At 41.0% G+C, this 26,531-nt stretch carries 34 protein-coding genes and 1 pseudogene; 15 read left to right on the top strand and 20 right to left on the bottom strand.

Annotated features, from left to right (window positions below):
- The first annotated feature begins 134 nt into the window (after positions 1 to 134).
- Together ABE41_RS06780 and ABE41_RS21360 are read left to right on the top strand one after the other, a co-directional pair.
- Positions 135 to 584, top strand: a complete 450-nt coding sequence (locus ABE41_RS06780; RefSeq protein WP_066287923.1) for a GNAT family N-acetyltransferase — start codon at positions 135 to 137, stop codon at positions 582 to 584.
- 79 nt (positions 585 to 663) lie between these two features.
- Positions 664 to 789, top strand: a pseudogene (locus tag ABE41_RS21360) (GNAT family N-acetyltransferase); the annotation flags it as partial.
- Between the two features lie 142 nt (positions 790 to 931).
- Here the strand turns inward: ABE41_RS21360 and ABE41_RS06775 are convergent.
- Positions 932 to 1,120 (bottom strand): hypothetical protein, encoded by a 189-nt coding sequence (locus ABE41_RS06775; RefSeq protein WP_066287921.1) that lies wholly within the window; start codon positions 1,118 to 1,120, stop codon positions 932 to 934.
- 508 nt (positions 1,121 to 1,628) lie between these two features.
- Here ABE41_RS06775 and ABE41_RS20560 point away from each other — a divergent pair.
- Positions 1,629 to 1,748: an FbpB family small basic protein gene (locus tag ABE41_RS20560; RefSeq protein ID WP_083207697.1), complete on the top strand. Its 120-nt coding sequence runs from the start codon at positions 1,629 to 1,631 to the stop codon at positions 1,746 to 1,748.
- Positions 1,749 to 1,871: 123 nt separating this feature from the next.
- Here the strand turns inward: ABE41_RS20560 and ABE41_RS06770 are convergent, their stop codons facing one another.
- The 5 genes from ABE41_RS06770 to ABE41_RS06750 all read right to left on the bottom strand — a co-directional run bounded on the left by ABE41_RS06770 (position 1,872) and on the right by ABE41_RS06750 (position 4,624).
- Entirely contained in the window at positions 1,872 to 2,168 is a 297-nt protein-coding gene (locus ABE41_RS06770) for an antibiotic biosynthesis monooxygenase family protein (RefSeq protein ID WP_066287919.1), read from the bottom strand.
- A gap of 206 nt (positions 2,169 to 2,374) precedes the next feature.
- Positions 2,375 to 2,860, bottom strand: a complete 486-nt coding sequence (locus ABE41_RS06765; RefSeq protein ID WP_066294686.1) for a GNAT family N-acetyltransferase — start codon at positions 2,858 to 2,860, stop codon at positions 2,375 to 2,377.
- A gap of 452 nt (positions 2,861 to 3,312) precedes the next feature.
- Complete coding sequence (locus ABE41_RS06760; protein WP_066287915.1) at positions 3,313 to 3,684, bottom strand: VOC family protein; 372 nt, start codon at positions 3,682 to 3,684, stop codon at positions 3,313 to 3,315.
- Positions 3,685 to 3,721: 37 nt separating this feature from the next.
- Entirely contained in the window at positions 3,722 to 4,273 is a 552-nt protein-coding gene (locus ABE41_RS06755; protein WP_066287913.1) for a GNAT family N-acetyltransferase, read from the bottom strand.
- Positions 4,274 to 4,303: 30 nt separating this feature from the next.
- Complete coding sequence (locus ABE41_RS06750; protein ID WP_066287909.1) at positions 4,304 to 4,624, bottom strand: hypothetical protein; 321 nt, start codon at positions 4,622 to 4,624, stop codon at positions 4,304 to 4,306.
- A gap of 85 nt (positions 4,625 to 4,709) precedes the next feature.
- Between ABE41_RS06750 and ABE41_RS20975 the strand changes: the two genes are divergently transcribed.
- Entirely contained in the window at positions 4,710 to 4,853 is a 144-nt protein-coding gene (locus ABE41_RS20975) for a hypothetical protein (protein WP_156774240.1), read from the top strand.
- A gap of 36 nt (positions 4,854 to 4,889) precedes the next feature.
- On the opposite strand, the gene ABE41_RS06745 is transcribed toward ABE41_RS20975, so the two are convergent.
- Positions 4,890 to 5,438, bottom strand: a complete 549-nt coding sequence (locus tag ABE41_RS06745) for a histidine phosphatase family protein (protein WP_066287905.1) — start codon at positions 5,436 to 5,438, stop codon at positions 4,890 to 4,892.
- 121 nt (positions 5,439 to 5,559) lie between these two features.
- Between ABE41_RS06745 and ABE41_RS06740 the strand changes: the two genes are divergently transcribed.
- The 3 genes from ABE41_RS06740 to ABE41_RS06730 are packed head-to-tail and all read left to right on the top strand — an operon-like array spanning position 5,560 to position 7,499.
- On the top strand, positions 5,560 to 6,435 hold the full coding sequence (locus ABE41_RS06740) for an aminoglycoside phosphotransferase family protein (RefSeq protein ID WP_066287901.1): 876 nt from the start codon (positions 5,560 to 5,562) through the stop codon (positions 6,433 to 6,435).
- A 15-nt stretch (positions 6,436 to 6,450) separates the two neighbouring features.
- On the top strand, positions 6,451 to 6,996 hold the full coding sequence (locus ABE41_RS06735) for a GNAT family N-acetyltransferase (RefSeq protein WP_066287898.1): 546 nt from the start codon (positions 6,451 to 6,453) through the stop codon (positions 6,994 to 6,996).
- Complete coding sequence (locus ABE41_RS06730) at positions 6,987 to 7,499, top strand: GNAT family N-acetyltransferase (protein ID WP_066287895.1); 513 nt, start codon at positions 6,987 to 6,989, stop codon at positions 7,497 to 7,499. Before ABE41_RS06735 ends, ABE41_RS06730 begins: the two co-directional genes overlap by 10 nt.
- Before the next feature lie 374 nt (positions 7,500 to 7,873).
- Here ABE41_RS06730 and ABE41_RS06725 read toward each other — a convergent pair whose 3' ends face one another.
- The 3 genes from ABE41_RS06725 to ABE41_RS06715 form a co-directional block, all read right to left on the bottom strand.
- Positions 7,874 to 8,806 (bottom strand): acetamidase/formamidase family protein, encoded by a 933-nt coding sequence (locus ABE41_RS06725; RefSeq protein ID WP_066287892.1) that lies wholly within the window; start codon positions 8,804 to 8,806, stop codon positions 7,874 to 7,876.
- Between the two features lie 144 nt (positions 8,807 to 8,950).
- The gene (locus tag ABE41_RS06720; protein ID WP_066287890.1) at positions 8,951 to 9,487 is read right to left on the bottom strand and encodes a competence protein ComK; all 537 of its coding nucleotides are present in this window, start codon (positions 9,485 to 9,487) and stop codon (positions 8,951 to 8,953) included.
- Between the two features lie 259 nt (positions 9,488 to 9,746).
- A complete protein-coding gene (locus tag ABE41_RS06715) occupies positions 9,747 to 10,937 on the bottom strand; it encodes a metallophosphoesterase family protein (RefSeq protein WP_066287888.1) in 1,191 nt (396 codons plus the stop codon).
- Positions 10,938 to 11,244: 307 nt separating this feature from the next.
- On the opposite strand from ABE41_RS06715, the gene ABE41_RS06710 reads away from it, so the two are divergent.
- Positions 11,245 to 12,120, top strand: a complete 876-nt coding sequence (locus ABE41_RS06710) for an STAS domain-containing protein (RefSeq protein ID WP_066287883.1) — start codon at positions 11,245 to 11,247, stop codon at positions 12,118 to 12,120.
- A gap of 187 nt (positions 12,121 to 12,307) precedes the next feature.
- On the opposite strand, the gene ABE41_RS20970 is transcribed toward ABE41_RS06710, so the two are convergent.
- Positions 12,308 to 12,490: a hypothetical protein gene (locus ABE41_RS20970; RefSeq protein ID WP_156774239.1), complete on the bottom strand. Its 183-nt coding sequence runs from the start codon at positions 12,488 to 12,490 to the stop codon at positions 12,308 to 12,310.
- 149 nt (positions 12,491 to 12,639) lie between these two features.
- On the opposite strand from ABE41_RS20970, the gene ABE41_RS21440 reads away from it, so the two are divergent.
- From ABE41_RS21440 to ABE41_RS06690, 4 genes are read left to right on the top strand one after another with little or no spacing between them, the layout of a single operon-like run.
- Positions 12,640 to 12,765, top strand: coding sequence for a hypothetical protein (locus ABE41_RS21440; RefSeq protein ID WP_301336204.1), 126 nt, complete (start codon positions 12,640 to 12,642; stop codon positions 12,763 to 12,765).
- 7 nt (positions 12,766 to 12,772) lie between these two features.
- Positions 12,773 to 14,311 (top strand): spore germination protein, encoded by a 1,539-nt coding sequence (locus tag ABE41_RS06700; protein WP_066287877.1) that lies wholly within the window; start codon positions 12,773 to 12,775, stop codon positions 14,309 to 14,311.
- Positions 14,312 to 14,343: 32 nt separating this feature from the next.
- Positions 14,344 to 15,435: a GerAB/ArcD/ProY family transporter gene (locus ABE41_RS06695; protein ID WP_066287875.1), complete on the top strand. Its 1,092-nt coding sequence runs from the start codon at positions 14,344 to 14,346 to the stop codon at positions 15,433 to 15,435.
- Entirely contained in the window at positions 15,432 to 16,580 is a 1,149-nt protein-coding gene (locus tag ABE41_RS06690; RefSeq protein WP_066287873.1) for a Ger(x)C family spore germination protein, read from the top strand. Before ABE41_RS06695 ends, ABE41_RS06690 begins: the two co-directional genes overlap by 4 nt.
- Before the next feature lie 230 nt (positions 16,581 to 16,810).
- On the opposite strand, the gene ABE41_RS06685 is transcribed toward ABE41_RS06690, so the two are convergent.
- Positions 16,811 to 17,530, bottom strand: a complete 720-nt coding sequence (locus tag ABE41_RS06685; protein ID WP_066287871.1) for a hypothetical protein — start codon at positions 17,528 to 17,530, stop codon at positions 16,811 to 16,813.
- Positions 17,531 to 17,668: 138 nt separating this feature from the next.
- Between ABE41_RS06685 and ABE41_RS06680 the strand changes: the two genes are divergently transcribed.
- The 3 genes from ABE41_RS06680 to ABE41_RS06670 all read left to right on the top strand — a co-directional run bounded on the left by ABE41_RS06680 (position 17,669) and on the right by ABE41_RS06670 (position 19,417).
- Positions 17,669 to 18,088 (top strand): SRPBCC family protein, encoded by a 420-nt coding sequence (locus ABE41_RS06680; protein WP_066287868.1) that lies wholly within the window; start codon positions 17,669 to 17,671, stop codon positions 18,086 to 18,088.
- Complete coding sequence (locus ABE41_RS06675; protein ID WP_066287865.1) at positions 18,089 to 18,412, top strand: ArsR/SmtB family transcription factor; 324 nt, start codon at positions 18,089 to 18,091, stop codon at positions 18,410 to 18,412.
- Positions 18,413 to 18,910: 498 nt separating this feature from the next.
- The gene (locus tag ABE41_RS06670; RefSeq protein ID WP_172827390.1) at positions 18,911 to 19,417 is read left to right on the top strand and encodes a DUF3231 family protein; all 507 of its coding nucleotides are present in this window, start codon (positions 18,911 to 18,913) and stop codon (positions 19,415 to 19,417) included.
- A gap of 80 nt (positions 19,418 to 19,497) precedes the next feature.
- On the opposite strand, the gene ABE41_RS06665 is transcribed toward ABE41_RS06670, so the two are convergent.
- The 8 genes from ABE41_RS06665 to leuC all read right to left on the bottom strand — a co-directional run bounded on the left by ABE41_RS06665 (position 19,498) and on the right by leuC (position 26,526).
- On the bottom strand, positions 19,498 to 19,992 hold the full coding sequence (locus ABE41_RS06665) for a DinB family protein (RefSeq protein ID WP_066287858.1): 495 nt from the start codon (positions 19,990 to 19,992) through the stop codon (positions 19,498 to 19,500).
- Positions 19,993 to 20,048: 56 nt separating this feature from the next.
- Positions 20,049 to 20,630, bottom strand: coding sequence for an MEDS domain-containing protein (locus tag ABE41_RS06660; protein ID WP_083207696.1), 582 nt, complete (start codon positions 20,628 to 20,630; stop codon positions 20,049 to 20,051).
- Positions 20,631 to 20,768: 138 nt separating this feature from the next.
- The gene (locus ABE41_RS06655; protein ID WP_066287856.1) at positions 20,769 to 21,365 is read right to left on the bottom strand and encodes a flavin reductase family protein; all 597 of its coding nucleotides are present in this window, start codon (positions 21,363 to 21,365) and stop codon (positions 20,769 to 20,771) included.
- Positions 21,355 to 22,617, bottom strand: coding sequence for an MFS transporter (locus ABE41_RS06650; RefSeq protein ID WP_066287855.1), 1,263 nt, complete (start codon positions 22,615 to 22,617; stop codon positions 21,355 to 21,357). Before ABE41_RS06650 ends, ABE41_RS06655 begins: the two co-directional genes overlap by 11 nt.
- A 30-nt stretch (positions 22,618 to 22,647) precedes the next feature.
- Positions 22,648 to 24,156: a sodium:solute symporter family protein gene (locus tag ABE41_RS06645; RefSeq protein ID WP_066287850.1), complete on the bottom strand. Its 1,509-nt coding sequence runs from the start codon at positions 24,154 to 24,156 to the stop codon at positions 22,648 to 22,650.
- Positions 24,149 to 24,415, bottom strand: coding sequence for a hypothetical protein (locus ABE41_RS06640; RefSeq protein ID WP_066287847.1), 267 nt, complete (start codon positions 24,413 to 24,415; stop codon positions 24,149 to 24,151). Before ABE41_RS06640 ends, ABE41_RS06645 begins: the two co-directional genes overlap by 8 nt.
- A gap of 63 nt (positions 24,416 to 24,478) precedes the next feature.
- Positions 24,479 to 25,102, bottom strand: a complete 624-nt coding sequence (gene leuD, locus ABE41_RS06635; protein WP_066287845.1) for a 3-isopropylmalate dehydratase small subunit — start codon at positions 25,100 to 25,102, stop codon at positions 24,479 to 24,481.
- Entirely contained in the window at positions 25,102 to 26,526 is a 1,425-nt protein-coding gene (gene leuC / locus ABE41_RS06630; protein WP_066287843.1) for a 3-isopropylmalate dehydratase large subunit, read from the bottom strand. Before leuC ends, leuD begins: the two co-directional genes overlap by 1 nt.
- Positions 26,527 to 26,531 lie beyond the last annotated feature (5 nt).

Below are 26,531 nucleotides of genomic sequence, written 5' to 3'. Positions count from 1 at the left end.
ATTTTTAATTTAACGAATACGCCATCTCCTGACGTTTCCGATCTATATCTTTCATAATAACTATCATTTATACTTTTTTAATAGGATATTAATAACATTCGAGCTAATCATGTTAATGAATTCGGGGGTTTATTTTGAAAGATGTAAGAGATGAAATATATACCACATCGGTTGGAAAGGGAGATCCTGAATTAGACAAACGACTTTCCGATGAAATGGATAAGGTAAACGCTGCAGCGACTGCAAGGGTCGATGCTGCAAAGGAGTTAACCGTAAAGATATTAGACAATTCAGGTGAACTTGCAGCAGGCATGAGCGGATGGAGCTGGGGTGTTGCCGCGGGAATCGGAATGACTTGGGTGCGTGAAGATACACGCGGAGATGGCCTTGGGACCAGACTGTTGAAGGAATTTGAGGCTGAAGCGCTAGCGCGAGGCTGTACCCCCGTGTTTACAACCTCTTTCACTTTCCAGGCACCCGGCTTTTACGAGGGACACGGATACAAAGAAATTTTTCGTTGGGAAGGTGTTCCTACTCCGGATGCTGCCGACGTGCACTTTCGGAAGGAATTACCTAGATCCTAAAAGTAAATTTATGCTGGATTGAAGACCATAAAGAATCTTTCTGGGAGAAGTCACATTGTATGCACGGTAATAGCTAATTTACTACAATAAAGGGTATGCATCTGAAGCAGCCGAGTCAGTATTGGAATATGGATTTGAAGATTTGAACTTGCATCGGATCATCGCAACCTGTCAGCCTGAGAATCCTCCATCCTACCGAATTATGTTAATAGTTGAGAGAGAAACCCTTATATCTCTAACAGTTCTCTTTTGGAGTACAAACAGTTTGGCTTATTCAGCAATTGTACCCGTTTGTAGGAAAACTGGTTAAATCAAAGTGTTTTCAGTGAGGACTATTTTATATTCTCTTATAGCAATTGACTGTCAGACTGTTGTTGGTTCTGTCCCTGATTTGTAGTCCCCATACCTAACATATTAGTAGCTAAGGGTAGCATATTCTTCATGTTCCCACCGTTTTTGCTCATCATCTGATAAGTTGCAATACCCACTCCAACTGAGGCAATTACCGGTAAAATTTTATCCATGTTTGTTTTCATTTTATTACCTGTTTTTTTTTAGTTCACTAATTTTGGAACATTGTTAGTTTGGCTAAAAACCTTAAGAATATATAAGGAAATTACTACTACTTTAACTTTACATGTTTTATAAAAAATATTCTTTATTCTTTAAGACCTTATATAAAGGAATAAATAAATTCCTAATTTATTTAATTCGTGGAACTTTCATCCGATCATGGAGGGACATATCTTCGTCGAGAGGTATATTTTGAAACAATACCATCTTCATTAGAAACCTGACACATGAGTATATAATTATTTTTATTTCCTTTTGTTTCAAGGCAAAAATTATATTTTCCGATTTGCAGTCTGTAAAAATAAAAAGTTAAACGAGCTTCTTTTCTCTGACCACCAGATCTTAAACGTATCTCTTGAAAACCTTTTTTCTTGCTTTAATTTTCAAAATATTCAATGATTTGTAACATTTCTCGCATATTCATGGGAAAATATAGGCTATAATATTCATAAGCAAAGGAAGGTGAATACGATGAGAAAGAAGAATATGATTTCCTTTAAAGAATTAGTAGTGAAAAATAAAAAAGAACTACTACAAGATAAAAAGATGCTTGAGCGTATTGAAAAGCGCTTAGAAACAAGACACAATTAACTACTACTTTACCTCAATAGTAATTTTTAAAAATTACTTTAATAGAACGAACGTTTAAATCAAAGTCTCGGGTCATTTATCGTCCACGAGACTTTTTCTAGTTTAAAACCCAAAATGATATCCTTACGAAAGATTAACTGATTTAAAATGTTCTACTATCGGGAATGGATCATAAAAGTGATGGAGCTGTTCTTTCCACGCCTGGTATTCGATTGATTGTCTAAAACCTACTGTGTGATCTTCTAAACTCTCCCATTTAACTAAAAGTAAATACTTCCCTTTTACCTCCATACATCGTTGTAGTTCATGAGATATGTAACCTTTCATTGATGAAATAATCTTAGAAGCCTTATAAAAGGCTGCTTCATATTCTTCTTCCATTCCTTGTTTAACTTGTAGCATAACAGCTTCCAGTATCATGTAACCACTCCTCAATTAAAGTATAACAACAATAAATTAGAAGGATCACATATTGCAAGTCTTATTCTACTAACTGGTCCTTAACATGAAAAAAGGTACATTTCTACTATTTGGGTTATAAACCAGTCCTTTTACCTGTATCTGAATTCTCCCCTAAAGTAATGACCTTTTCTCCTTTTCTATAGTTTCGGATCAGGTCGGAATCTCTAAAGATCGCGTACGTTCCAAACTATCTCGCCTTTCTCGTCCTCCCACGTGCTGTGGTGCCGCTTAAATCCTATTTTTTCTAGCACTCGGAAGGAAGCAACATTCCAAGCGCCTACAGTCGACCAAAGCCTGTGGCGCCCGGTAGCAATCGCAGCGTCCAGGACCGCGGATGCTGCCTCGGTCGCATAACCTTTACCGTGAGCGCTTCGGAACAGCTCATATGCGATCTCCGGCTCTTCAAGTGTGGAACGACCGATAATCAAGCCACAGTATCCGATGAAATCGCCTTCGTCTCGGCGGCGAATAGTGAGAAGAGAAATGCCATTTTCGACTGCTTTCTTGCGCATCTCGATAATCGAGCTACGGGTGGCTTCAAGAGTCGACATATCCACACCACGTTCGCCAACTAGTTTTCTGATCCAGGGTGAATCGGATTCCTCCCACATATTCAGGTCAAGTCGTTCGGTTTTCAGCTGGAACGCCATAGGTTTAAAAGCTTTCAAAGTGGAAACCTCCTAGTTATGTCACCGCACTCATAATAGCCATAGAATACTGATGACATGACAAATATCATTAAAATAAGTCATTTTATAAGATTTTTCTTCATACAAAAACTTCCCTTTGTTTGTAGTTTCTGTTATATATTCTATTAGCTTTTAATAATACCTTTCATTAATACTTTCGTTGCTTTCCTATTACCTTATTCAACAAACCTGCTACGTTCATTGAATATAAACCAACATTATTCAACTTCTATATTTTTACATATTATTCTAGCATTCCTTCGTAATTTGAATATTAGCAATGAAATTTTAACCCTGGTGTAACAAAAAAAAACGCACATGAATTATATTGCGAATTCCTGTGCGCCTTGTATTAATATTTACTTGTTTGCAACTCTGAAGTAAATCCGTACATATCGCTTTCTGAGAGTTTTTTATCTATGCTGGTCGATAAGAATTGGATTCCCATCTGGATCTTCTATTGTAAAATGTGCTGGCCCTTCGCCTGTTTCATCTGCTTCAGTCAGTATTTTAACCCCTTTTTCTTTGAGCTGCTTCTGAAGCTCTCGAACATCTGTAAACGAATCGAGGTTTTCGGCATTTCCATTCCAACCCGGATTGAACGTTAGAATGTTCTTTTCAAACATGCCCTGAAACAGACCGATCACACAGCTTTCATTCTTCAAGATAAGCCAGTTTTGATCCATGTCTCCGCCTAACGTTTTAAATCCAAGATTCTCATAAAATTCTTTTGATTTCCGAATGTCTTTTACACTTAAACTTACAGAAAATGCACCTAGTTTCATAGTTCCTCCTCGTAATACGTTTATAGTTTTCTTATAATCAAGTATACATCACATCTGCTTTTAAGATGGAATACATATACAAGTCATCAAATTTACCACACGTGAATTCATAATGTCTCAGCAGTCCCTCCCTTACAAAACCTTGCTTCTCCACTAATTTTTGTGAGGGCAAGTTAGCCGGTTCGATCAAAGCCTCGATTCGTTCGAGCTCAAGGTTTTGAAAACCATACTTAACCACAGCTTGCAGCGCTTCACCCGTTATCCCTTGTCCCCAGTGATCCTTGCTCAACTCAAATCCAACTTCAGCTCGAAAATGTTTAGAAACTCTGTTCAGAAAACCGCAGCTTCCAATAACCTTGCCAGAATCCTTTCGCGTAATTCCCCATCTAATTCCTGAACCTTCTTCGCGGATGGTTTGATACCACCTGATTTCTTCCCATACATCTTTTACAGTCTGATATGGTTTTAACCCCATATGTTTCATAACATCCTGATCTGATAAGTATGTAAAAATATCTTTATCATCATCCGTTGTAACTTCTCGCAAAATCAATCTCTCTGTTTCAATGACTGGAAACTCTTTACCCATAGCTGTATTCTCCTCTTAAGTTGTAATTGATTACCCTTCACCATAGTATTCCGCGAAATACAGAAACCCGACCTTTCTAACCCGGTAGTTTCTTAGTTTTCCTTGTGTTGCCCTTTCAACAGGCGGTTTTGTGAGGGTATATGCTTTTGCATTTAATTCAGCAAACTTTTCTTTATCAACCTCATTATGAAACTCATCTTCTATAATTCCAGTTGTCAACGATGCGACAGGATGCCCCATTAGAATAACTTCAGTCCTTAATGCCATATACTTGGCGTTGCGTGTGCGATTACGAATATACTCAACAAAGAGATAATAATCATTAATCTTTTTTTCATTCGCTTTCCCCATCAACTTTCCTACCCTACAAACCCTTATAAAACGAATACCTTCTAAAAATAATGGCAACACTGTTTCTATAAAGGAGAGATGAATTTTGGATAATAAACATTATAACGCAGCAGACCTTCCCGAAAATCTCGTAAGCGAACTGCAATCATTTGAAGAAAAGTTAAGTAATCAATCGAACAAAAAGCTCGTAGTCATCGCTTATGAAAAAGACTCCGAGGACATGAAGTAGAGAAATAGAGATCCTATTTCTCTTTTTTCATGCGTTTTACCTTATTACCTGGCTCACTCGATTCAAATCATACATCTTATACTTTCCATTATCGGAAGAGTATCTGAGAATGTTTTGGTCTTCTGGCATTCCATTGATATAAGCCCCGATTGCACCCGTCGTACATCTGTGTCCTGAGATCAGAATATTTTTATTAACAAAGTTCGGATTTTCCTCAAGCTCTTCCATAAATGAAAATACTCTTTCCATAAAACTATGTATGTCTTCTACCCCTTCATAGACCGATGCATCAGGGATCAATCCAGCCATCTTCACTTCTTCTTTCTTCAATCTGTCCGCTTCCCCAAGATCAAACACATCAAGTCTCGAATCAACGACAGCCCTTTTACCCGTAGCGAACTCAGCTGTCTGAACGGCTCTCTCTTGTGGTGATGAAAAAACATAATCGAACGTTATATCGGTAAGCTCCATTTTTAACGCTTCAGCCTGCTCGATACCTTGATCGTTCAAAGGCAGTCCAAATCTGCCTTGCAATCTTCCTTCTTTGTTCAAATCCGTTTGGCCGTGCCGAACAACATAAATCATTTTACAGTCCCCATTTTAAAAAATTGATGTTACTTCTTTCTCTTACCAGCAGCCGTTTCCCTGTTTTTTTCTCCTATAAATATGGAGATTTATGTTAAATTGAATGTAGAGGTGTTGCTACATGAACATTAAGGAGATTATTCAAGAGTTAACAGATAAGAACATACTTAACCATGAAATCACAAAAGTGGATCAGCTAAGCGGCGGGACAACGAGCAAGTTATATTTGCTTCGCGAAAATAGAAACAATAAACGGGTCGTCAAGATAAACGAACCACATGTTCTAGAGGCAGAGTCGTTCTTCTTAACCTGCTATAAAGATGTAGTTCTATTGCCTGAGCTTCTTTATACAGACCCTTCTTACCGCTATATCGTTTATTCTTTTGTGGAAGGATCTGTGAATTATAATCGAAATCAGAAACAAGAACTGCTTCAATCGCTTGTAAAAAAATTCATAAACCACTACAAACCAGTCTCAGAACCTGCCGGCTGGGGCTGGGCAGATGAACTCACCGATTCATGGCAAAGTTTTTTACTAAGCAGAGCCATCGAGTCATCAACGATATTGAAACCGTATCTTGAAAAAGAAGATCATGACCTTATTCTTAAGCTTTTGAAAAGCCCGAACAGGAATAGCGAGTTCACACAACCTTACTTATTGCACGGTGATTGCGGTGTACATAATTTTATATTTACAGAAGAGAAACTGACTGGGGTGATCGATCCGACTCTTGTATTCGGTGAGCCGATTTACGACCTCATCTACGCGTTTTGTTCTTCACCGGATGATTTAACAAAAGAAACGATCAGCTCGGCTACGAGTCTTTTACAAACATACGAAAACAAGAATGATAGACTTTTGCACGAGGAAGTTCTAATTGGTCTGTATTTCAGAATGGCAACATGTGTCCGGCATCATCCTGAAGATTTTGAGGAATATCTTAAAGCTTGGGATTATTGGAAGCACGTTGTCAAAGCGGCTTCCTTGAAAAAATAGGTTGGAGGAACGGAAATGTCTTACCGCGATAAAGAATTAACGATTAGACCCATAACTCACGAGGACTTACCAAAACTATGGGAACTGATCTATAAAGAAGAATCGCCTGAATGGAAAAAGTGGGATGCTCCTTACTACGAGCATAAGTCTCTTCCTTTTGAAAAGTTCATGGAGCAACAAGAAAAGTACGTCCATTCAGAAAGCCGCTGGGCGATCGCAGTAAATGAAGAAGTCATCGGAACGGTAAGCTACTATTGGGAGCACAAACCTTCTAACTGGCTTGAGATGGGGATCGGGATTTATGATCCTGCGTTCTGGAGCGGCGGCTACGGTACCAGAGCTCTTCGTCTTTGGATCCATCATTTGTTTACAACCATGCCGCTCGTTCGGGTTGGTTATACGACGTGGTCTGGGAACGAAAGAATGATAAAAGTTGGGGAAAAATTCGGAATGACAATGGAAGCGAGACTCCGAAAGTGCCGGTATTATAATGGCGAATACTATGATTCTATTAGGATGGGTCTGCTTCGAGAAGAGTGGGAGGAAAGCCAGTGTTTCTAAAAACAGAGAGATTATTAATCAGAAACTTTGAAGAAAATGATTGGAAAGCTGTTCATGAGTATACTTCTGATCACAATGTCATGAAATACATCCCTGAAGGAGTTCTTTCAGAAGAGAACACAAAGGAATTTGTAAATAAAAATCGGAGTGGAGATCCAGAGCAGTTCGCTGTGATACTGATCGAGGAAAACACTCTGATTGGACACATCGCATTCCATAAGTATTTCGGTGATCATACGTACGAGATTGGCTGGGTGTTTAATTCTAAATACTTCAATAAAGGTTATGCATCAGAAGCAGCCAAAGCAGTATTGAAATATGGATTTGAAGATTTGAACTTGCATCGGATTATAGCAACCTGTCAGCCCGAGAATCCTCCATCTTACCGCGTGATGGAGAAGATAGGTATGAGAAGAGAAGGTTATTTCAAAAAGTGCATTCCACATGGTAATGAATGGTGGGATGAATATTCCTACTCTATTTTAGAAGAAGAATGGAAATAAAATAAGGAAGATTACTAGATTAAAAATACAAAAACTGTTATTCAGCAATCGTGCAAAATTGTTTAATAAACTTTCAATGAGGTGGGGAATTATTTTAAGGTTTTTACAGTTATTTACCTTTATTAGGAACTTTATTATTTTTCATCAAATACTTGGACGAATATATTTTAGTAGGGCACCAGTATATAATTATTTCATTAGTATTGCAGGATATACATTAGTTTTCATACTTTCATTATCAACTACAATTTTTACATTTTATTATGCTAAAAAGACTTATAGAAACAAGTAATTGTTCTTCAGCAATCGGTTGCTTTGAATGACTAAAAGCATAAGAAACGACCAGATAAAATAAAATTCTGGTCGTTTTGACGTTATCTTATTGCACCATGAGGCAGTACAGCATGTACTCCTCGAACTCCATTGACGATCTGCGTAACCCTTAAATCTACGACAAGACTGGCTAGAGCCAGTGCTTCTTTTCGTTCGTATTCGAACAATTCATACATGAGGTTTAGCATACCGTCTAGAGCAATTGTAGTCGCTTCGTTCAGATCTTCATGAAAGCCCATCGTGATCCATCCAGCTGGTGTTTTCGCCCGAGGCATCGATAGTTTCATATCTTCACGGACTGATAGAGTTAAGTCTACGACATCCATTGGACACTCAAGCGCAGGACACCCTACTTCCCCATCCCCTTGAACCGCATGGCCATCTCCAACAGAGAAGAGTCCTCCTGATACCGGTATAGGAAGATACAACGTACTTCCTGCGATCAATTCCTTACAATCGATGTTTCCGCCACAAAAACGAGGCGGAGTCGTACTGTGAATCCCAGGTTCATTTGGCGGCATACCCATGATTCCCATAAAAGGACGCAATGCCACCTTATGTCCTTTATCACTAACTCCTACCATGGAATCTGAATCTAATTTCCAATTCAGATGATATTCTTCACCTTCTGCGATACCTAAAGCTATATTAACGGGGTGCGGAAATCCTCCGGCACTATTCCACCCCCATGAACCAGGCAGAATCTCATTGATTTTAATCTCAAGTGTCATGCCGGCTTCTGCACCTCTTATTTTTACAGGACCGCATAAAGCATGACCACCATCGCGAGGCCGCTCTCTCGGTTCGAACTTTTTACGAACGCCTTTACCTGAAAAGGGCTCTAATCCCCATGCTGCTTCAAGCGTACTGAAACGAACGGTGTCTCCAGAATCAATCGGGAGTACAGGTTCGTAATCCATAGAGAAGGAGCCGTGTAAGGTTGCACGATCAGGATGAATAGAATAGTGTGCCATTGTAATTCCTCCCATTAAGTATTCGTTTTCATCTTCATCATACTGTAAAAAAATGGTCGATTGAATATTCAAATATGAACAATTCATAACATGCAAAAACGCCTGATACACTTCGCATCAGGCGCTTTTAACATGATTTAAGTTCTATGTAAGGACCGGGTCACGATCTCTTTCTCTTTCTCGTTCTCGTTCTCTGTCATTTGTTCGATTAACAAGAACACTTCTGTATTGAGCTGCTCGATGGAGTTTTCCTACTAAGGAAGCGCGGGTGTTAGCGATGGGCAGATCCATGCCGTTTGAAAAAATAACGCTGGCACGCTTATGACCAGTCCTATCAATTCTTCGGATGTGCGGCTGTGCAAGCCATATGCAGGTATCATTTCGTGGTGATTGGATTGGAAAAAAATACAGGTCAAGTTTTGAGTCGATCATGATGGGAGCAAAGCACATCTTACCCATATTAATGCGTGCTGCTTCCTTCTTTCCATCATAGGAACCACCATAATATAGGCAGTTATCTTTGATGATGCGAAAAGGTTTCTTTTCGACCAGGATTACTGCTTCACGTTCATAGACTTCCGAACACACAGCACCTTTCACATTGATAAATGGAACGATCGCCATTGTGTCACCGTTGATCTCGTAATCCTTAACCTTCTCATGCGTCATTGTTAATTTCATTAATTTCCTCCTGCGTTTCAGTTTTTGTTTTTTAATACACCAACTAAACTATCAACTGCCCCATTTAACCTCCTATTTAATTTTTATAGTACAAAATACCCCTTAAGTTGTACTATATAGTAAGATATTACCATGACATTTTATGTAAGTCTACCTTTTTCGTCATAAATTTTCAAAATATTTAGAAATTCTTTCGTTTTCAACAAAAAAGAAATAGCCTGAGATTAATATCTCGGGCTTTTCGTCTATTAAACTTCGATTATATTCTTACCTTTTCTTTTTCTTCAATCGGTGCTGGATCTATACTCTGATCATTAGCTGTCAGGTCGATCCCATAATCCTTGGCGAACACCATGTGCGTATCAGATAGAACATTCTCGTTATTCAAATCGAGATTGAACACTCTTGCCCCGCGAAGTCTGTTCTTCTCAGCACCTGAGAGTCCGTATGCGCCAAATCCTGTGCTTCCGCTATAACCGAGCATGATGCCGTAATAGTTTCCAGCATACGTATTGATATGGTCATGTCCACAGAAGACTCCTTTTACGTCTCCTCTATGCTGCATGGCCGAAAACAACCCGCTGTTGAAAGGTCCCGGACACTCATCTTCGTTTCTTTCACCCGTGATCTGATGCTTTTCTAATGCTCGGGAATGATCCGCTTCCGTCCGGCTGTCAACGCTCGCATACCACATATAACGGTGCTCCCATAACGGAATATGTATGAACATGAGGGAAGGCACTTTATATCCAAACCTGTTCTCAATTCTTTGGGACGTTTCATTATACCAGCTTACTTGGTCAAATCGAAGCCAGTCCCATGTCGGATAACCTTCAAAGTCTTGTCCGGCAATCGTTTTAGGTGCATATCTTCCTGAGTCCAATAGCCATAAGTTGAACACTGCTTTCTTTGCCTGTGCATCCCAAATGAGCAGGTTCATGTTGCCTGTTCCTTTAATATTTGCTCCTTTATCGTTCAAATTATGTTTGTACGAACGATAAAAATTCAGCATTTCACTTTCATCAATACCGCTTTTTTGCGTAGAATCCTCATCGTGGTTGCCAAACGTAACGGCCCACTTGATCCCGCGCTTTTCCATAGGCTGGGCAATATTGTTCATCGCCTGCTTCATCTCAAGAGGTGTATCACATCCGCCAGTAATATTGTCACCATTCAATACAACGAAGTCAGGTTTCTCTGCATCCAGCACTTTTCCCATAAGCTCTAATGTACGGCGGTCAATGCGTTCATCATCTTGAGTATCATTGAACTGAACGACCTTGAACTTACCGTTTGAATGGAATCGAAGAACCTTTTCTTCATGACTATCAGCATGTGCTGCTTTGGTAAAGAGTGACGTCGTGTCACCAAGCGAGCCGATTGTTAACGCAAGCGTACTCGCTCCGCCAATCTTAATAAAATCACGACGATTTACTTGTTTTGAACTCATTCCAAACCCCTCCATGTTATGTACTGATTTACCATTGTTAGCGTACCAACTCTATTTGGAGGAAGTGTTTAGTTACTGTTAAGGTTGTTCAATGATTAAACAAATGAATTTTTACATGGAAAGCCCCCATAAAATAGGAATGATCCTACATTATATCTTTTAAAAGAAAAATCGCACAAACAAAAGCAGGACAAATGTTTCTAGTATTGAATTTTTAATATAAAAACAATCTCATTGTTCCATTTCATTACAAGTTTATCTCTTTGTCATACGTAACCATCCTTATTCTTATTGGAGGCTATTGAAAATGGAACTTAAAAAAGAAGCGTTTGTAAAAGTCGGACAGGCTTTAGTAGAACAAGCACCCCTTTTATCTAATAAAATCTTAACTCAGCGTTTTGACAGGCACCCGCAAATGTCAGGTCTGCCTCATGATCGGAAACAATCTTCGGCTTATATTCAGGAATTTATCAAGCTCCTCGGATCAACCTTAACACTCGAAGGTGATCAGGCTGAAATTGTATTGATGAATTGGTCAGAACAAACTGCATTTTATGCCGTAGATTATGGACAATCACTGGATGTAGCCATGCAGCCGCTTCCTTTTATTAGAAAAGAAATACTAATTTTAATAGAAGAGCTTGCTGAAACAGAAGCCTTTTCTGTCCTTGATGTTATGAGTGTTATCAAAAACATTGATATTAACCTAGACTTTGCGTCACATACATTTAGTGAAACGTATGTGAAAAATCATCAGATGATCGTCAATGAAAAAAATCAAGCACTTCATGAGTTATCAGGACCAATCGTTCCTCTATTTGATGGAATAGGTGTCCTGCCATTAATCGGTGAAATTGACCATGAGCGAGCAGAGATTCTCCAGATAACAACGCTGGAGCGGTGTGTGGAAAATAAAATATTCTCACTTGTGATCGACTTGTCAGGGGTTCACACCTTAACACCTGAAGTGCTTCAAAGTATATTCTTACTGATCGATTCGTTGCGCCTTCTCGGTGTACGGGTCATCGTCACCGGAATCCGTCCGGAGATTGCGTTAACTGCTTCTTCGTTCGGAATAAATATGCGCGAAGTCCAGACCAATGGGAATCTAAAGCAAGCCTTATCTGCCTTAGGCTATGGGAAATTGATTGATAACAAAAACAGACCACCAGTCCTGCGTTGAGGACTGGTGGTTTTCTTATTTATTAAGTTTGTTGCACTCGGTCATGAGAAACTTCATGTATTCCAAGGCGTCTCTTCTTCTCTTGATATGGATTTATAGCAGGACTTTTTATGGCCATTCCTGATCCTCAGCGCCTCTTGAATGATTTGATGGTATTTTTCAGGAACGGTTTGTAGCGCATATCCCCCTACCCCCACTTTTGAGATGAATCCTCTTCTTTTATCGAATAATAGATCCGAGTTACCCCAAGCACTCCCCACTCGATCATACTTCCGCTCACGAAAAGACCCGGAAATTGGAGTGAAGTGACACTTTCACATCTTTTTGTCCAGTTCATCCAATAGGAGTTAATGTTGTCGACTAGATTCATTTTCAGCTGGTTCCAATCTGTCTTTTATATTTCAGCATATTTAACCAATATTGCAGGATTGATTCTACGTCCTATCTTCAGGTTAATTTCTCTTAAGTTGGAGAATCTAAGTTGGTAAACAGTAAGAATGGCGTAGGAGGGATGAATTGATGATAACAAAAATTCTTAGTTTCCTTCCTGATTGGATAGTACTTGTACAAAGTTTGATTTGCTTCATCGTACCAATCGGCATTTCAAAGTTTTTTAAATGGATCAATTCGTTAGAGAAAGTGTGAAAGCCACATGAAGAGAAAACAATCCAAGGCAGAAGATCAACAAAAGGCTATAGAGAAAGAAGCACAAACAAACTCCTTCATTTTTACCGGTGACCTTTCGATTGATCTTGAGAGGATACGCACTGAGATCGGACATAATGGTGACGTTCATATCCGAGAGTTTAAGATTGGCATACTACATACACGGGCTGCGCTCATCTTTATCGACGGGTTGGCGGATACAGATTTAATTAACAATAATATCCTCCGCAGTTTGATGTCTGATGATGAACAAGATTGTCAGAATCGTGATATCGAAACCTCAACAAGGGAACGATTGAGTGCTCATATGTTATTGATCGGAAAAGTAAGTGAGACTTCCAACATACCAAGCTTCAACACTGCTATTTTGGCTGGGTCCGCCGGTCTTCTCGTAGAAGGAACAGCAATAGGTTTTGTGCTTGATGTGGCAAAAGCGAAAACGAGGAATATCGAAGAACCCCTGTCAGAGTCATTAGTCCGAGGACCGAGAGTTGGATTTGTTGAACAATTAACGGATAATACGGCCTTGTTAAGGAATCTATCCAAAACACAAGACCTCGCGATTAATACGTTTAAAGTCGGCACGAAAATAAAAAAAGATTTAGCCGTTGTTTACATGAGGGACATCGTTGATCCACAGCTTTTAGAAGAAGTCATACAGCGAATTCATACAATCAATATCGATGACTTGCCAGAGTCTGGGTATGTGGAACAATTGATAGAAGATAATCAATTCAGTCCATTTCCACAGATTCAGAACACCGAACGTCCTGATCGTGTCATGGGCGCAATCCTTGAAGGACGTGTTGGTATATTGTTGGATGGCACTCCGTTTGCGTTGATTCTGCCAGTGACTTTTAACATGCTGTTACAGTCACCGGAAGATTATTACGAGCGGTGGATTTCTGGAACATTGATTCGGATGCTGCGTTATTTGGCTGCTTTTATCGCGTTGTTCGGTCCTTCCCTCTATATTGCTTTTAGTTCGTTCCATCAAGGATTGATTCCGACAAAGCTTGCCATTTCGATTGCAGCTAGTCGAGAAGGTGTCCCCTTTCCTCCTTTGATCGAAGCCTTGATCATGGAGATATCGATCGAAATTTTACGTGAAGCAGGGTTACGACTTCCAAAGCCAGTCGGACAATCCCTTGGAATCGTTGGCGGCTTGATCGTCGGCGAAGCAGCGGTGCAGGCTGGCATCGTCAGTCCCATCATGGTCATCGTGGTGGCGGTTACAGCCATCTCTTCCTTTACCCTGCCACACTACAGCATTGGGATCACGATACGTTTCCTCAGGTTCATCGTCATGTTGTTCTCTGCGGTATATGGCCTTTATGGCGTTGTTTTGTTCGTCCTGTTATTATGCACACACCTCGTTAAACTAAAGAGCTTTAACGTACCTTATTTAAGCCCGGCAGTTCCATATCAGTTAAGCGATCTAAAGGATTTTCTAATCCGTGCGCCACTATCTATGATGAAACGCCGCCCAAAACTGATGCATACCCAAGACAGTAAGAGAAAGTAAACGAGGAGATTATCCGGTAAGGAGTGATACCTATGACTAAACAAAAATTTGATCAGATTACTACTCCACAAACGGTCGTGATCATTAGCAATTTTATTTTAGGAATAGGTATATTGACACTGCCAAGAACGGTAACAGAAAAAGTCAAAACTCCTGATGGCTGGATTACGATCATACTCGGCGGAATCATCGCGCTCGTCGTTGCCATCATCATGGTCAAACTGGCTGAACGATTTCCGGGAAAAAGCATCTTTCAGTACAGCAACGAAATTACAGGAAAAGTAATTGGTTCTGTCGTCAGTTTATGTATCATCCTCTATTACCTTACACTCTCCAGCTTCGAACTTAGAGCGATGTCAGAAACAACACGTCTTTTCTTATTAGAAGGAACACCGAACTGGGCGATTATTCTTCCCTTTATTTGGGTCGGACTTTATCTGATCACCGGTGGCATCAACCCGATTGCGAGAATGTTTGAAATCATCTTTCCAGTCACCATTCTTTTCTTTCTTCTCGTCATGTTTTTAGGAATCAAAGTCTTTGACATTAACAATCTGCGTCCTGTAATGGGAATGGGTGTAATGCCTGTTATGAAAGGATTGACCACCACTTCTTTATCGTTTGTTGGGTTTGAGATCATCTTGATTATCTATATGTATATGAAAGAACCTGGTCGTGCCTTAAAAGCGACAGTAATCGGTTTAAGCATCTCTCTTGTCTTCTATTGTGTCACTTTTGTAATGGTTATCGGATCATTATCCATCGATGGTGCCGTGACTCAAACATGGCCGGTCTTAACCTTTATCAGAAGTTTCGAGATATCAGGTTTTTTCGTAGAACGGTTTGACTCCCTTCTTCTCGTCATTTGGATAATGCAGCTGTTTACCACTTTTACAGTTTGTTACTATGCTGCTGCTCTCGGCTTATCGCACCTCTTTAAAAAGAAGATCGACCTTTTTATTTATGGGCTTGCTCCCTTGATCTATATCGTTTCCATGATGCCAAAAAACATTAACGAGATGTTTCAGATGGGATCGATGATCGGCAATTTTACGCTTTACTTTTTTAGCTGTGTCCCTATCCTGCTGCTGCTCATCACATTAGTGCGAGGGAAAAAATCATGAACAAATCAGGTAAGAAGCACGTATGGCTCGGTATAATTTTATGTTCAAACCTTATCCTTCTAACCAGCTGTTGGAGTTACACGCCGATTGAGGATGTAAATTTTGTAGCTGGATCTGCCCTGGATGCAGAAAAGGATGGAAACCTCTCCTCCACCCTCCAGTATATAGTCCCTCATGAACAAGGGGGCGGACAATCTTCCAGTTCATCAGGGCATAAGCAGTACATCAATGTTAAAGAAAGTGGAGATTCCCTGGAACCAATCGGTTGGGAGACTACGCTAAAAAGAGAAGGAACCATCTTTGGCGCGCACGAAAAAATTGTCGTGATCGGCGAAAAACTTGCAAGAAAGGTAGACATGGAACAATTGGTTGATCTGTATTATCGAGATATTGATATTAGAGGAAGTACGCTTGTTTTTATTGCAAAAGGAAATGCAAGCAAGACATTAGAATCAAATGAACCGGATATCGTTCCTTCGTATCGAATCTATGAGATCGCCAATCATCAGTTATCAACCAGAATGTTAAAACCGATTTCCTTAATCCATATGCTAAGCTACATGGAATCAGATTCAAGCTTTGTCGTACAAATGCTCTCCACAGAAAAAGGAGAAGTGAAATTTGATGGTGCGGCTGTGATTAAAGGAAAAACAAATAAACTAATCGGTACACTAAACAAAAAAGAGATTGAGGGTTTAAATCTCATAACTGGTGACAGCAAGAGCGGATCCATTCGGTCTCATGGAAAAAAACCGGTGTTTTTTCAGATCCAAAACATTAAATCAAAGATAACGCCTCATGTGAAGGGTGATAATCTTTCCTTTCATATCAACGTTTCTATTGATGGACGCATCTCAGAGGACTGGAAAAAACCATTTAATCTGTTTGAAGATTCTAATGTAAAGAAAATAGAAAAAGAAATAGAAAAAGAAGCAGAAACATTGATCAAACAGACATTAAATAAAATGCAGGATGACCTTGGAGTAGATATAGCATGGTTCGGTAACCAGTTAAGAATTCATCATCCAAGAGTTTGGAAACGTGTAAAAAAAGATTGGGATCAGCGGTTTAAAACAACTCCCGTTACGTCAGATATCAGCATTCATATCACGGATTATGGCATGATCGGTGAAAAAAACAAATAATAGATGCTGGAGTTGACATAACGACATTAAGGATTGAGGTCAGCGAATATATAAATTTAAAATTATGCTCCAGATAGCATCACAAAAGAAACAGCCTGAAAAGCATTAAGTTTTCAGGCCTTTTGTATATTTAATTAAACACTCGGAATTAGATTGGTTTAGAGCTTTTTTATATGATGCGTGAGTGAAAGCTTAAAATGCCCTAGTGAAACTGAGCCAAGAAGGTGTGTTTAATCTATAGAAGCATATTCCTTCTTAATAATGTCAGCGATTGCTTCATTTCCAACTGCACTTGAATGAAAGACTTTGGAATCCAGATTATACGATTGTCTAAAGGTGATGCCGTTCGTTAACTCAAACTCTAAGAAAATCATTTTATTCTCATCCCATTTACTATCTAACTTCTGGGGATCTTGCAGCTTGAGTGGCATCCATTCCTTAAGAAACGCTTCAGTGGATGAAGGAATAAAAGTATGGATCCTCCTGCCGTCTAACGTACTTTCAATGTGGATGTCTTTCACTAAGCCTTGTATCGGATAAACCTCTCCGATCGTTTTGGCTTTTTTATTTTGATCGACGACAAATACTCTACTCGCCGATAAGACATCTTTGTTATAAGTCACTACAGCAAGTGACGGTGGAATATCCTTGATGGCATAAATCTTTGTGCCTTCTTCGAGTAGCGTCGCGTCGTTATTTTTCATCTGATAACCCTCGCACGCGTCATCCGCCATCTTATACTTCACTTCACCAAGGAGCTTCCCTTTTTCTACTTGTATCTCTTCCTGATCACCAGGGTCAGGAAAATCATGCTGGTAGTGGATATCATTAATCATCAACGTATCCGCCCATTTAGCTTCCACCGGCGAACAATCTCCAAATGTAATGCTGCAGGAAGTTAACAAAGATAATAATGTGATGAATAAAAGAACTGTAACGAAATGCTTCATGAGTTTCCTCCATAAAAATTCAATATAAGTGTATTTCTCTAAAAAGGTAATATATCCCTTTATATTGACATGTAACCAAAAGGTGTTATATTCTAGACATGAAACCAAATGGTTATATATTTTCGAGGAGATGAACATATGGCAGCATTACAAGATATTAAACAAACCGTAGTATTTAACGCACCGATTCAAAAAGTGTGGGACTCTGTATCTACATCTGAAGGCATGTCATCCTGGTTCATGCCGAACGACTTTAAAGCTGAAGAAGGACACGAGTTTCATATCCAGTCCCCTTTTGGGCCATCACCGTGTAAAGTGCTAGTGATCGATGAACCGCATAAGATTTCTTTTAGCTGGGATACAGATGGTTGGGTGGTTACCTTTTTGTTAAAAGAACAAGGTGACCAGACGGAGTTCACTCTCATTCACAGTGGATGGAAAGATGAAGATGCGATTGTTGGCAAGGCAGGCGAAAAGAGCTCTGTTATCCGCGAGCGTATGAACGGCGGCTGGGTTGGCATTGTCCATGAAAGACTGAAAAAGGTAGTTGAGAGCTAAGTGGCAGCACCTGCTGAAAAACACGATGTCTTTAAAGCGATCGCTGATCCGACAAGACGCGAGGTACTTCGCCTGCTCTCCGAAAATGAACGGCCGATCTCCGAGATTGCCGATCATTTTGATATGAGCCGAACCGCTGTAACGAAGCATCTGAATATCTTAACAGAAGCTGAGCTGATTTCTGGCCGGAAAGAAGGCCGCGAAAAGATCTATCAGCTGCATCCTGAACCGCTAACAGAAGTGAAGCAGTGGCTCTCTTATTACGAGAAATTCTGGGAGAACAAGCTGTCTATGCTGAAACATCTAGTTGAGGACGAAAAATAAAGAAAAGAGACTGTTCAAAAGGCAGTATTGCTGCATTTTTGATTCAGTCTCTTTTATTTAATGCCGTACTTTTAAAAAAACTGATCATTTTAAGTTAAAATTCCCTTCGGATAAGTTCATTGAGCGAAAACAAGAGGTGTTTGAGCGTAGGTTCGTGATTTTGAGCGATACAAGGGGGTGTTTGAGCGTAGAGTGGCGGTTTTGAGCGAAATGGGAGTCAGATTGAGCGAACGTGTAACAGATTATAAAAACACGTACCGTAAAGCGGCAGCCCTAAGATCATGACCACACTATGTTATTCATCCAAACAAAAAGAAATCGAAGCCTTTTCAACTTCTTTTCATTGTTATTACATTTCTTCAATGTCTTTTTTCATCTGACTCATTTCAAATTCTCACTGAGTATAAAAGAGAAAAAAACTCCCATACTATCTTTGTTACGTTTTTCTATAAAAGGAGAAAGTAAATGAATCTCAAACAAAATATAAGGAGTGTTGTTATGGGAATTTTAAGTGGGAATCCAAAAGATGAGCCAATGCATTATGGAGAGATATATGGAGCTTGGACACACCTGCTAACAAACCACGGAATGATTGCTGGATACCAAGTATATGTTAATCACACAGGCGATAGCCACCTAAAAAAGTTGGTTGAAGAAGCGATTGAGGGACTTAAAAATGAGAATAAGCAAATTGAAGAATTACTAAAGGCAAATGGCATTGGTTTACCACCTGCTCCACCTGAGCGTCCGGTAGCTAAATTAGAAGATATTCCACCAGGTGCAAGATTCCTTGACCCTGAGATCAGTGCTTCTGTATCAAAAGATGTTGCAGCAGGACTTGTGGCTTGTAGTTCCATGATCGGACAAAGCATACGTGAGGACATTGGGGTTATGTACGGACAATTTCATTTAGCAAAAGCACAATTTGGTGCTAAGATGCTGAAGTTGAACAAAGAAAAAGGTTGGTTAGTACCCCCTCCTTTACAAGTTAAAGCAAGTGAGTAGTTGAAAAAAGAGCAAAGATGTCTTTGCTCTTTTTTAATATGTCTTATTCAAGAGACTGTTTTAATTTTTTCAACCAGGTTTTATTTTTGTACGAACTGAACTTCAGGTTCAATAAGGTCTGTTTCTGGCGGGTTATATCCAAGCTGTCTGCCTATTTTTACAATCTGCCCTTTATGGTGGAACTCGTGTGTCATGGTGTGGGTGAATAACCATAATGCTGTTGGCTCCAAGATGCCGCCACTCCTCAACGTTACTTGAACTGTCTGATCCGCCTTATCTTTAAATTCATTCAGGAATTCATGAACCAGGGCATCCGTTTCCCTAAAAATTTCACGCATTTCCTGTACAGAGCGAACGGATTCTGGCGTTATCTCAGATAGCCGTTTTCCAAGTGCACGATTTCCTAACCATCCCCTGTAACAATTGACTACATGAACATGCAGACTGCGAACAGAGTCTCCTCCAAAGCTTTCAAGCTCTTTCACATAATCCTCAGGTGACATCGTTTCACAATAACGGAATAATGTCTCCCTTGTACGTTGAATCCAATCATACTGGCTTACGAATACATCCATCTTCTCGTTCTCCTTTTAAAATGGAATAATCATGGTGATTCTCTTGTTGTATGATTTTATACACATTCCACGGTTCTGAAATCTTCAGAAATACAAAGCACATCCTCATCAGTCATATAATACCGGTGACAGCTCAGCAATGCCTGTTTCAAGTGTGGAGGTACACGCCTTTCATCATAGGCACAAACCGTAGTCGTCCCAAACTCAATAACCGTCTTATCTACTTCCTTCTCATACTCACCGACGTAATACGTAATTTGTTCCTGATCCGCCCATTCCACATGCGCCCATGTTCGTATGGAAACTTTTTTATTAATGAAGGGTTCAACAAACTTTTTAAAGTAAGAGATGATCGTCGCGGAATTAAAATCCCCTTTGAAACAATAGAAATCAAAATTGTTCACGCGATGAACTTTCTCCAAATCTTCTTTTTTCAGTTCGTTCCGCAGCTGTCTTTCAATCTTCGGGTAAACTCTGTCGTTCTCGATTACGATGACATGATCTCCTTGTTCGATCCCGGCGATGATATAGGAGACGGTGTTTTGAATATAAGATTCTTCACTCTGATATTCATAAAAGATATGACCGCCATTTGATTGCTGTAACTTCTTCGTCTGTTCCGTAATCTTTTCCCGCAATGCTGCAACCCCCTTTTAAACTTATTTTATTTAAGTATAGAGGATTTTAATAGAATAATATAGTTAAGGATGTTAATCATTTAATTGATTTAATAAAAAAAGCTTAAAGAGGGTTTTTTTCCCCTTTAAGCTTGCTTTTTATCTAGGCAATGAAAAGAATTCCGTACTCTCGCTATAATTCCCTGCTAACCTTCCGAGAGGCTGCAGTTTCTCTAGATCCACTTTATAATTACCAAGGTAATAGTCATCATTGATATGATAACGAACCATTCTGCCAATCACCAAATGATCACTGCCGAGCTGAATGACCTGTTCTAGCTGACACTCCATCTGGATCGGCGCTTCTTTAACGCGCTTTGGTTTTACAATCGTGCTTTCCAATGTTGTGAGTCCTGCTGCTTCAAATTCATCCACATCACTCGGCAGGTTCTCAGACGTTTTCTGCATCTCATTCCCCAAAGTTGACGTGACCACATTGATTACGAACTCTTTTTGATTCCGTATGTTTACGAGTGTATCTTTCTCCGTTCCTTCTCTTTCTCCCACTCCAGGTCCTATCGATATACAAAGCATAGGAGGGTTTCGGGAGGCTACGTTAAAAAAGCTGAACGGTGCCAGGTTGACCACTCCTTCTGTTGAAATGGTCGATACCCAGGCGATCGGTCTAGGCACGACTGAACCAACCAATAGTTTGTAGACATCCTTTTCTGTCAGCTCTTTCGGATCAAATTGCACGTTCACTCACCCTCGCTTTTCTCTTTTTATTAACGTTTAACAAAACTAGCAGAATTGCAAAAACGATACATAACAACCCTGTGATAAAAAACCAGCCTGATGTATAGCTGCCGTTCAGATCCACCATAAAACCGAAGACAGGCGGTGCTGCGATAACCCCAAGTGACCCGATCGTGATGCTTAATCCACTCGAAATCCCGGCTTGTTCAGGTGGAACGAGTTCACTCGCTAGGTTCATCCAGATGCCGTTGAACCCCGAAACCGCAAACCCAAAGACTGCGATGATCGGAACAAGCAATCCAAATGGCGTATCTTCAGGCAACAATGCCAAGGTACTGCTCGACAGTGCAGAAATAATGACGATCACGATGACAATAATCACACGTTCCCCGTTAAACACTCGGTCACTAATCACACCCCAAGTGACTCTTCCAAACGAACCGCATGCTTCAGATATGACGAGCAATAAACCCGACAAAAACAGCGAGATCCCCATCTTTTCATAAGCAAAAAGCACGAGATACGTGTTCAGGCACATCTGCGCTCCATTCAGTCCGAGTGCACTTAGGCTTACAAGCAAGAGAGGTTTGTTCTGAATCATTCTCCACATCGATTTATAAAAAACAGACAGCCGCTGATCACTTTTCCCTTGTGGTGCGGACTCTGAATCGCGGTATTGAAAAAAGGATATAACTCCGATCATAATCAAGAGCAACGCTGCACCGATTACAGCTGTCCGCCAGCCATATGATGCTGCTATAGGCAGCAAGATTACGGCCGATAATGCAGATCCGAGTGTGACGCCCATCTGTTTGATGCCCATCGCAGTGCCGCGCTGTGTTTGTGTGAACCAATAGATGATTCCTCTGTTCGATACCGGGTGCATGGCTCCGTATCCAACCCCGCCGATGACCACGAATATGAGCATCGACCAGAAATGTGTAAAAAAGGTCGAGAACATGAACCCGACCCCTAAACACAAGGACAGAGCAAGAAGTAGTTTCCGGGATCCGAGCCGGTCCACTAAGAAACCCGCCGGGATGGAAGCCAATGCCTGTCCTAAAAAGAGACCCGCCGGAAGCATGCCAATCTGAGCTTTCGTGAGAGAAAGGTCAGCTCCAATCAATACACCAAGCGGGACAAGTCCTCGTCCTACAAAAGCAACCATTATTTGAACAATCAAGAGCCAGATTAGCATCCGCCAATGTGGCTCAAGACGACTACGTTTAACGCTCAAACTTAAATTTGCCATTTCTGCTTCAACTCTTTTTTATCTATTGTATTATGCTTCAAGCTCCAACACTGCAAGTTCGTCCTTCTTCAATGATTTTTCAGCAGAGACCGTAACGAGCATCGAACCAACGATACAAACGACAAAGTTTATCGTAAGCCCGATCACTCCGCCATGGATGCCGAACACCGTCTTATAGCCCGTTAACGTTAACAGCCCTGCTACAATAGCACCTATAAGCATTCCCCAGAACACAGGTTTTGCGGCTAGACGTTTCCAGTAAAGACCGAGAACAAAAGCAGGGAATACTTGCACCAAGAGCTCAAACTTTAACACAAAAATCTGATAAAGTGTGCCTGGAGGATTCCATGCGATCATTAAAAGGAAGAAGATCGCGATGATTCCGCCGATTTTTCCTACCATTACTTTCTTGTGTTCAGTAGCTCCTGGATTTACAAACTTACCGTATACATCGTTCGATAACATCGATGAAAAACTCAGCAGCACGGAGTCTGCCGTAGAGATAATCGCCGCAACGATTCCACCGAAGAAGATGATCATCATCCAATAATAAAACCCGTTGATCGCAGCGATTTTATTCGCCATCAACCCTACTAGCTGTTCAGACCCCGCTGTATCCAATCCTGGGAAAAGCATGATTCCGATGATCCCGACAACAAACACAAGACCTGTAGTGATCGGCGGCATCCACGCCATGCGAGCGAAAGACTTCTTTAACGTTCTTTCACTTTCAGCAGAATAGATACGCTGCACCGCATGCGGATAGATAGAAGCCCCTAACCCGACAAGGACGAGCATACTGAACCAGTTCACCGACACTTCCATTGGCGGAACACCTAGTTTTTCAGGTTCGTTATCTGCGATAAAACGTGTTACTTCAGCAAAATTCCCTCCAACCAAGTATAGAGCACCTGCCAAGAACACAAAGATTCCAATCATCAGGACAATCCCTTGCATAACATCCGTGAACGCTACGGCCTTCATGCCTCCCATCCACTCGTACGCAAGCATGACGAGAACGAAAACGACAACCGCAATTTCATAAGGAATCGTTCCGCCCGTCATACCCGCTACAGCTTGTCCGATCGCAACGAGCTGCTCCAAAAGATAGTTTCCTAGACCCCAAAGCATCAAGAAGATAGATAGCAACGTAACCGCCTTCGATTTAAAACGGAACTCCAGCCAATCAGTGGGGGTTACAAAGTTTCGTCGTTTCGACACCACATAAAGTCTTGGCGCGAACAACAGATAGATTCCGATGATGATTGTCATGAAGGAGATCGACTGCAGCCATGAGAACCCTGTCCGGTAGCCTGCCGGCGCATAACCGACGATGGTATTCCCACTGTACTGTGTCGCGTAAAGGGTGAAGAACAAAGCGATGAAACCGAGATTTCTTCCTGCCAAATAGTAGCCTGATAGACTATGATGAAGATTCGTATCTCCTTTACCAGAGAAATACCCGATGGCAAGCATAACAATCGCGAATACACTTAAGATAATAATGCCATCCATACCAGCGAAGGTTAAATTATCCATGCTTCACATCCTCCTTTCTCTTGGCGTTCTCCTCTTCCTCTTCAACGATGTTCCATTGAGAGATACAGAGCCAGCTTAGGTACGCTCCCATGATAAGTGTGAAAAAGGTAGAAATAAATGCCCAGAGCGGAAATCCAAAGACAAACGGTTCAACCGCTCCCTTCGGAAAATACCAGGGAACAATCAATACAACGTTGATAAACAACAGAATCCAGATCCACTTTTTACGGATCGGTTCTTTCACTGACTTGGTTTTCATATCATATCCTCCTTAAAAGAAAATAAGTTCTATGGAGCTGATAATCTATGATGCAGTACAGCCTTAGATGGAAGCCTTTTCATTTTTGTTTATTGAGTAGTAGATGCGGTGCCGTTCTTCAAAACTCTTAATCTTATCCTGAAATTCCAGTGTTGAACCGATCTCATCGAGACCCTTTTGAAGGAGCCTTTTCCGATATGGTGTAACCTCGAAATACGCTTCAAAACCATGTGAATCTATCACTCTTTGACTCTCTAAATCAACGGATAACTGGTAACCTCGCTTTTCATTCGTCCGCTGAAACAGCACATCCACATCTGCATTTGAGAGAACGATGGGCAGGATCCCATTCTTAAAGCAGTTGTTATAAAAGATGTCTGCGAATGATGGTGCTATAATCACACGAAAACCATAGTCAGATAGAGCCCATGGTGCATGTTCACGGGACGAGCCACATCCGAAGTTCTTTCTTGCGAGCAGTACAGACGACCCTTGATAACGGTCTTGATTCAGAATGAAATCATGTCGGTCCTTTCCGTTTTCAAATCGCCAGTCATAGAACAGAAACTCCCCGTAGCCGGTTCTCTCTGTTCGTTTCAGGAACTGCTTCGGAATGATGGCATCCGTATCGACGTTATCCACATCAAGCGGTACAGCCGTTCCGGTAAATGAAGTAAAAGGTTCCATTAAGAGCCCACCTCCTCACGTTCTTTTGTCACCCAATTTCTCACATCCACAAAATGTCCTTTGATCGCTGCAGCTGCTGCCATCTCTGGACTCACCAGATGTGTGCGCGCTCCTTTACCCTGTCTGCCTTCAAAGTTTCGGTTCGAAGTTGAGGCACATCTTTCACCTTCAAGCACGATATCCTCGTTCATCCCAAGGCACATGCTGCAGCCTGATTCACGCCAATCAAAACCAGCTTTTATAAAAATTTGATCAAGACCTTCTTCTTCAGCCTGACGTTTTACCGTCTGAGACCCTGGAACGACAAGTGCATGAACAGAATCCGCGACTTTGTAACCGCTTACGATTTTAGCCGCTTTACGAAGGTCTTCGATCCGGCTGTTCGTACACGATCCGATGAACACTTTATCGAGTTTTATAGAGTCAAAAGGCGTTCCTGATTGAAGTCCCATATACTGAAGTGCTTTTTCTGCAGCTTTTCTCTGGTTGATTGGTAGATTCTCTGGTGTTGGCACGTCATCTGTGATACCGGCACCTTGACCAGGATTCGTTCCCCACGTCACTTGCGGCACCACTTCACTCGCATCAAATTCTACAGTTTGGTCAAAAACGGCATCGTCATCTGTGTACAGTGACCGCCATTCAGATAATGCTTCTTCCCATTGTGCTCCTTTAGGCGAATACTGTTTATCCTTTAAATAGTTAAACGTTACATCATCCGGCTGGATCAACCCGGCGCGTCCACCCATCTCGATCGACATGTTGCAGACCGTCATTCTCTCTTCCATCGTTAAGTTTTGGATGGCTTCTCCCCTGTACTCGATCACGTGACCTGTTGCAAAGTCGTGACCATATTTACCGATGATAGAAAGTATCAAATCTTTCGCTGATGTTCCTTTTGGCAGCTCACCTGTTATGTCGATGGCTAATGTCTTCGCCTTGTCCTGCTTTAGTGTCTGCGTCGCTAAAACGTGTTCCACTTCACTCGTTCCGATTCCAAAAGCGAGTGCTCCGAACGCGCCATGTGTTGACGTATGGCTATCTCCGCATACGATTGTCTGACCTGGCTGCGTTAGCCCGAGCTCAGGTGCGATCACATGGACGATTCCTTGGTTCTCGCTCTGTAGGTCAAACAGTTGGATCCCAAACTCCCGGCAGTTTTCTTCTAATGTCTTTACCTGTTTCTTCGCCACTTCATCCCGAAAGGGCAGTGAACGGTCTGTTGTCGGAATGCTATGGTCCATCGTGGCCAGAGTTCGATCTGGACGGCTGACAACACGTTTGTTCATCCGCAACCCTTCAAATGCTTGCGGTGACGTGACTTCATGAATGAGGTGAAGATCGATATACAGAATGGATGGCTGATCTTCTCCTTGGTAGACCACATGCCTGTCGTAAACTTTATCGTAAAGTGTCTTCCCCACGTTCT

Origin of the sequence: Fictibacillus arsenicus (genome assembly GCF_001642935.1) — a bacterium.
Taxonomy (GTDB): Bacteria; Bacillota; Bacilli; order Bacillales; family Fictibacillaceae; genus Fictibacillus; species Fictibacillus arsenicus_B.
This window is presented reverse-complemented; position numbering and strand designations above follow the sequence as displayed.

Excerpts from the sequence above, each read along its gene's own strand:
- ABE41_RS06715 (WP_066287888.1), bottom strand. The coding sequence starts at position 10,937 with ATGAGTTCAAAACAAGTAAATCGTCGTGATTTTATTAAGATTGGCGGA.
- ABE41_RS20970 (WP_156774239.1), bottom strand. The coding sequence starts at position 12,490 with ATGAATCTAGTCGACAACATTAACTCCTATTGGATGAACTGGACAAAA.
- ABE41_RS06775 (WP_066287921.1), bottom strand. The coding sequence starts at position 1,120 with ATGAAAACAAACATGGATAAAATTTTACCGGTAATTGCCTCAGTTGGA.
- ABE41_RS06745 (WP_066287905.1), bottom strand. The coding sequence starts at position 5,438 with ATGATTTATGTTGTTCGGCACGGCCAAACGGATTTGAACAAAGAAGGA.
- ABE41_RS06665 (WP_066287858.1), bottom strand. The coding sequence starts at position 19,992 with ATGGATGTATTCGTAAGCCAGTATGATTGGATTCAACGTACAAGGGAG.
- ABE41_RS06760 (WP_066287915.1), bottom strand. The coding sequence starts at position 3,684 with ATGAAACTAGGTGCATTTTCTGTAAGTTTAAGTGTAAAAGACATTCGG.
- leuD (WP_066287845.1), bottom strand. The coding sequence starts at position 25,102 with ATGGAACCTTTTACTTCATTTACCGGAACGGCTGTACCGCTTGATGTG.
- ABE41_RS06680 (WP_066287868.1), top strand. The coding sequence starts at position 17,669 with ATGGCAGCATTACAAGATATTAAACAAACCGTAGTATTTAACGCACCG.
- ABE41_RS06765 (WP_066294686.1), bottom strand. The coding sequence starts at position 2,860 with ATGGCGTTCCAGCTGAAAACCGAACGACTTGACCTGAATATGTGGGAG.
- ABE41_RS06725 (WP_066287892.1), bottom strand. The coding sequence starts at position 8,806 with ATGGCACACTATTCTATTCATCCTGATCGTGCAACCTTACACGGCTCC.
- ABE41_RS06735 (WP_066287898.1), top strand. The coding sequence starts at position 6,451 with ATGTCTTACCGCGATAAAGAATTAACGATTAGACCCATAACTCACGAG.
- ABE41_RS06700 (WP_066287877.1), top strand. The coding sequence starts at position 12,773 with ATGAAGAGAAAACAATCCAAGGCAGAAGATCAACAAAAGGCTATAGAG.
- ABE41_RS06720 (WP_066287890.1), bottom strand. The coding sequence starts at position 9,487 with ATGAAATTAACAATGACGCATGAGAAGGTTAAGGATTACGAGATCAAC.
- ABE41_RS06645 (WP_066287850.1), bottom strand. The coding sequence starts at position 24,156 with ATGGATAATTTAACCTTCGCTGGTATGGATGGCATTATTATCTTAAGT.
- ABE41_RS21440 (WP_301336204.1), top strand. The coding sequence starts at position 12,640 with ATGATAACAAAAATTCTTAGTTTCCTTCCTGATTGGATAGTACTTGTA.
- ABE41_RS06755 (WP_066287913.1), bottom strand. The coding sequence starts at position 4,273 with ATGGGTAAAGAGTTTCCAGTCATTGAAACAGAGAGATTGATTTTGCGA.
- ABE41_RS06685 (WP_066287871.1), bottom strand. The coding sequence starts at position 17,530 with ATGAAGCATTTCGTTACAGTTCTTTTATTCATCACATTATTATCTTTG.
- ABE41_RS06640 (WP_066287847.1), bottom strand. The coding sequence starts at position 24,415 with ATGAAAACCAAGTCAGTGAAAGAACCGATCCGTAAAAAGTGGATCTGG.
- ABE41_RS06750 (WP_066287909.1), bottom strand. The coding sequence starts at position 4,624 with ATGGGGAAAGCGAATGAAAAAAAGATTAATGATTATTATCTCTTTGTT.
- ABE41_RS06650 (WP_066287855.1), bottom strand. The coding sequence starts at position 22,617 with ATGGCAAATTTAAGTTTGAGCGTTAAACGTAGTCGTCTTGAGCCACAT.
- ABE41_RS06770 (WP_066287919.1), bottom strand. The coding sequence starts at position 2,168 with ATGATACTGGAAGCTGTTATGCTACAAGTTAAACAAGGAATGGAAGAA.
- ABE41_RS06710 (WP_066287883.1), top strand. The coding sequence starts at position 11,245 with ATGGAACTTAAAAAAGAAGCGTTTGTAAAAGTCGGACAGGCTTTAGTA.
- ABE41_RS20560 (WP_083207697.1), top strand. The coding sequence starts at position 1,629 with ATGAGAAAGAAGAATATGATTTCCTTTAAAGAATTAGTAGTGAAAAAT.
- ABE41_RS06695 (WP_066287875.1), top strand. The coding sequence starts at position 14,344 with ATGACTAAACAAAAATTTGATCAGATTACTACTCCACAAACGGTCGTG.
- ABE41_RS06690 (WP_066287873.1), top strand. The coding sequence starts at position 15,432 with ATGAACAAATCAGGTAAGAAGCACGTATGGCTCGGTATAATTTTATGT.
- ABE41_RS06740 (WP_066287901.1), top strand. The coding sequence starts at position 5,560 with ATGAACATTAAGGAGATTATTCAAGAGTTAACAGATAAGAACATACTT.
- ABE41_RS06670 (WP_172827390.1), top strand. The coding sequence starts at position 18,911 with ATGGGAATTTTAAGTGGGAATCCAAAAGATGAGCCAATGCATTATGGA.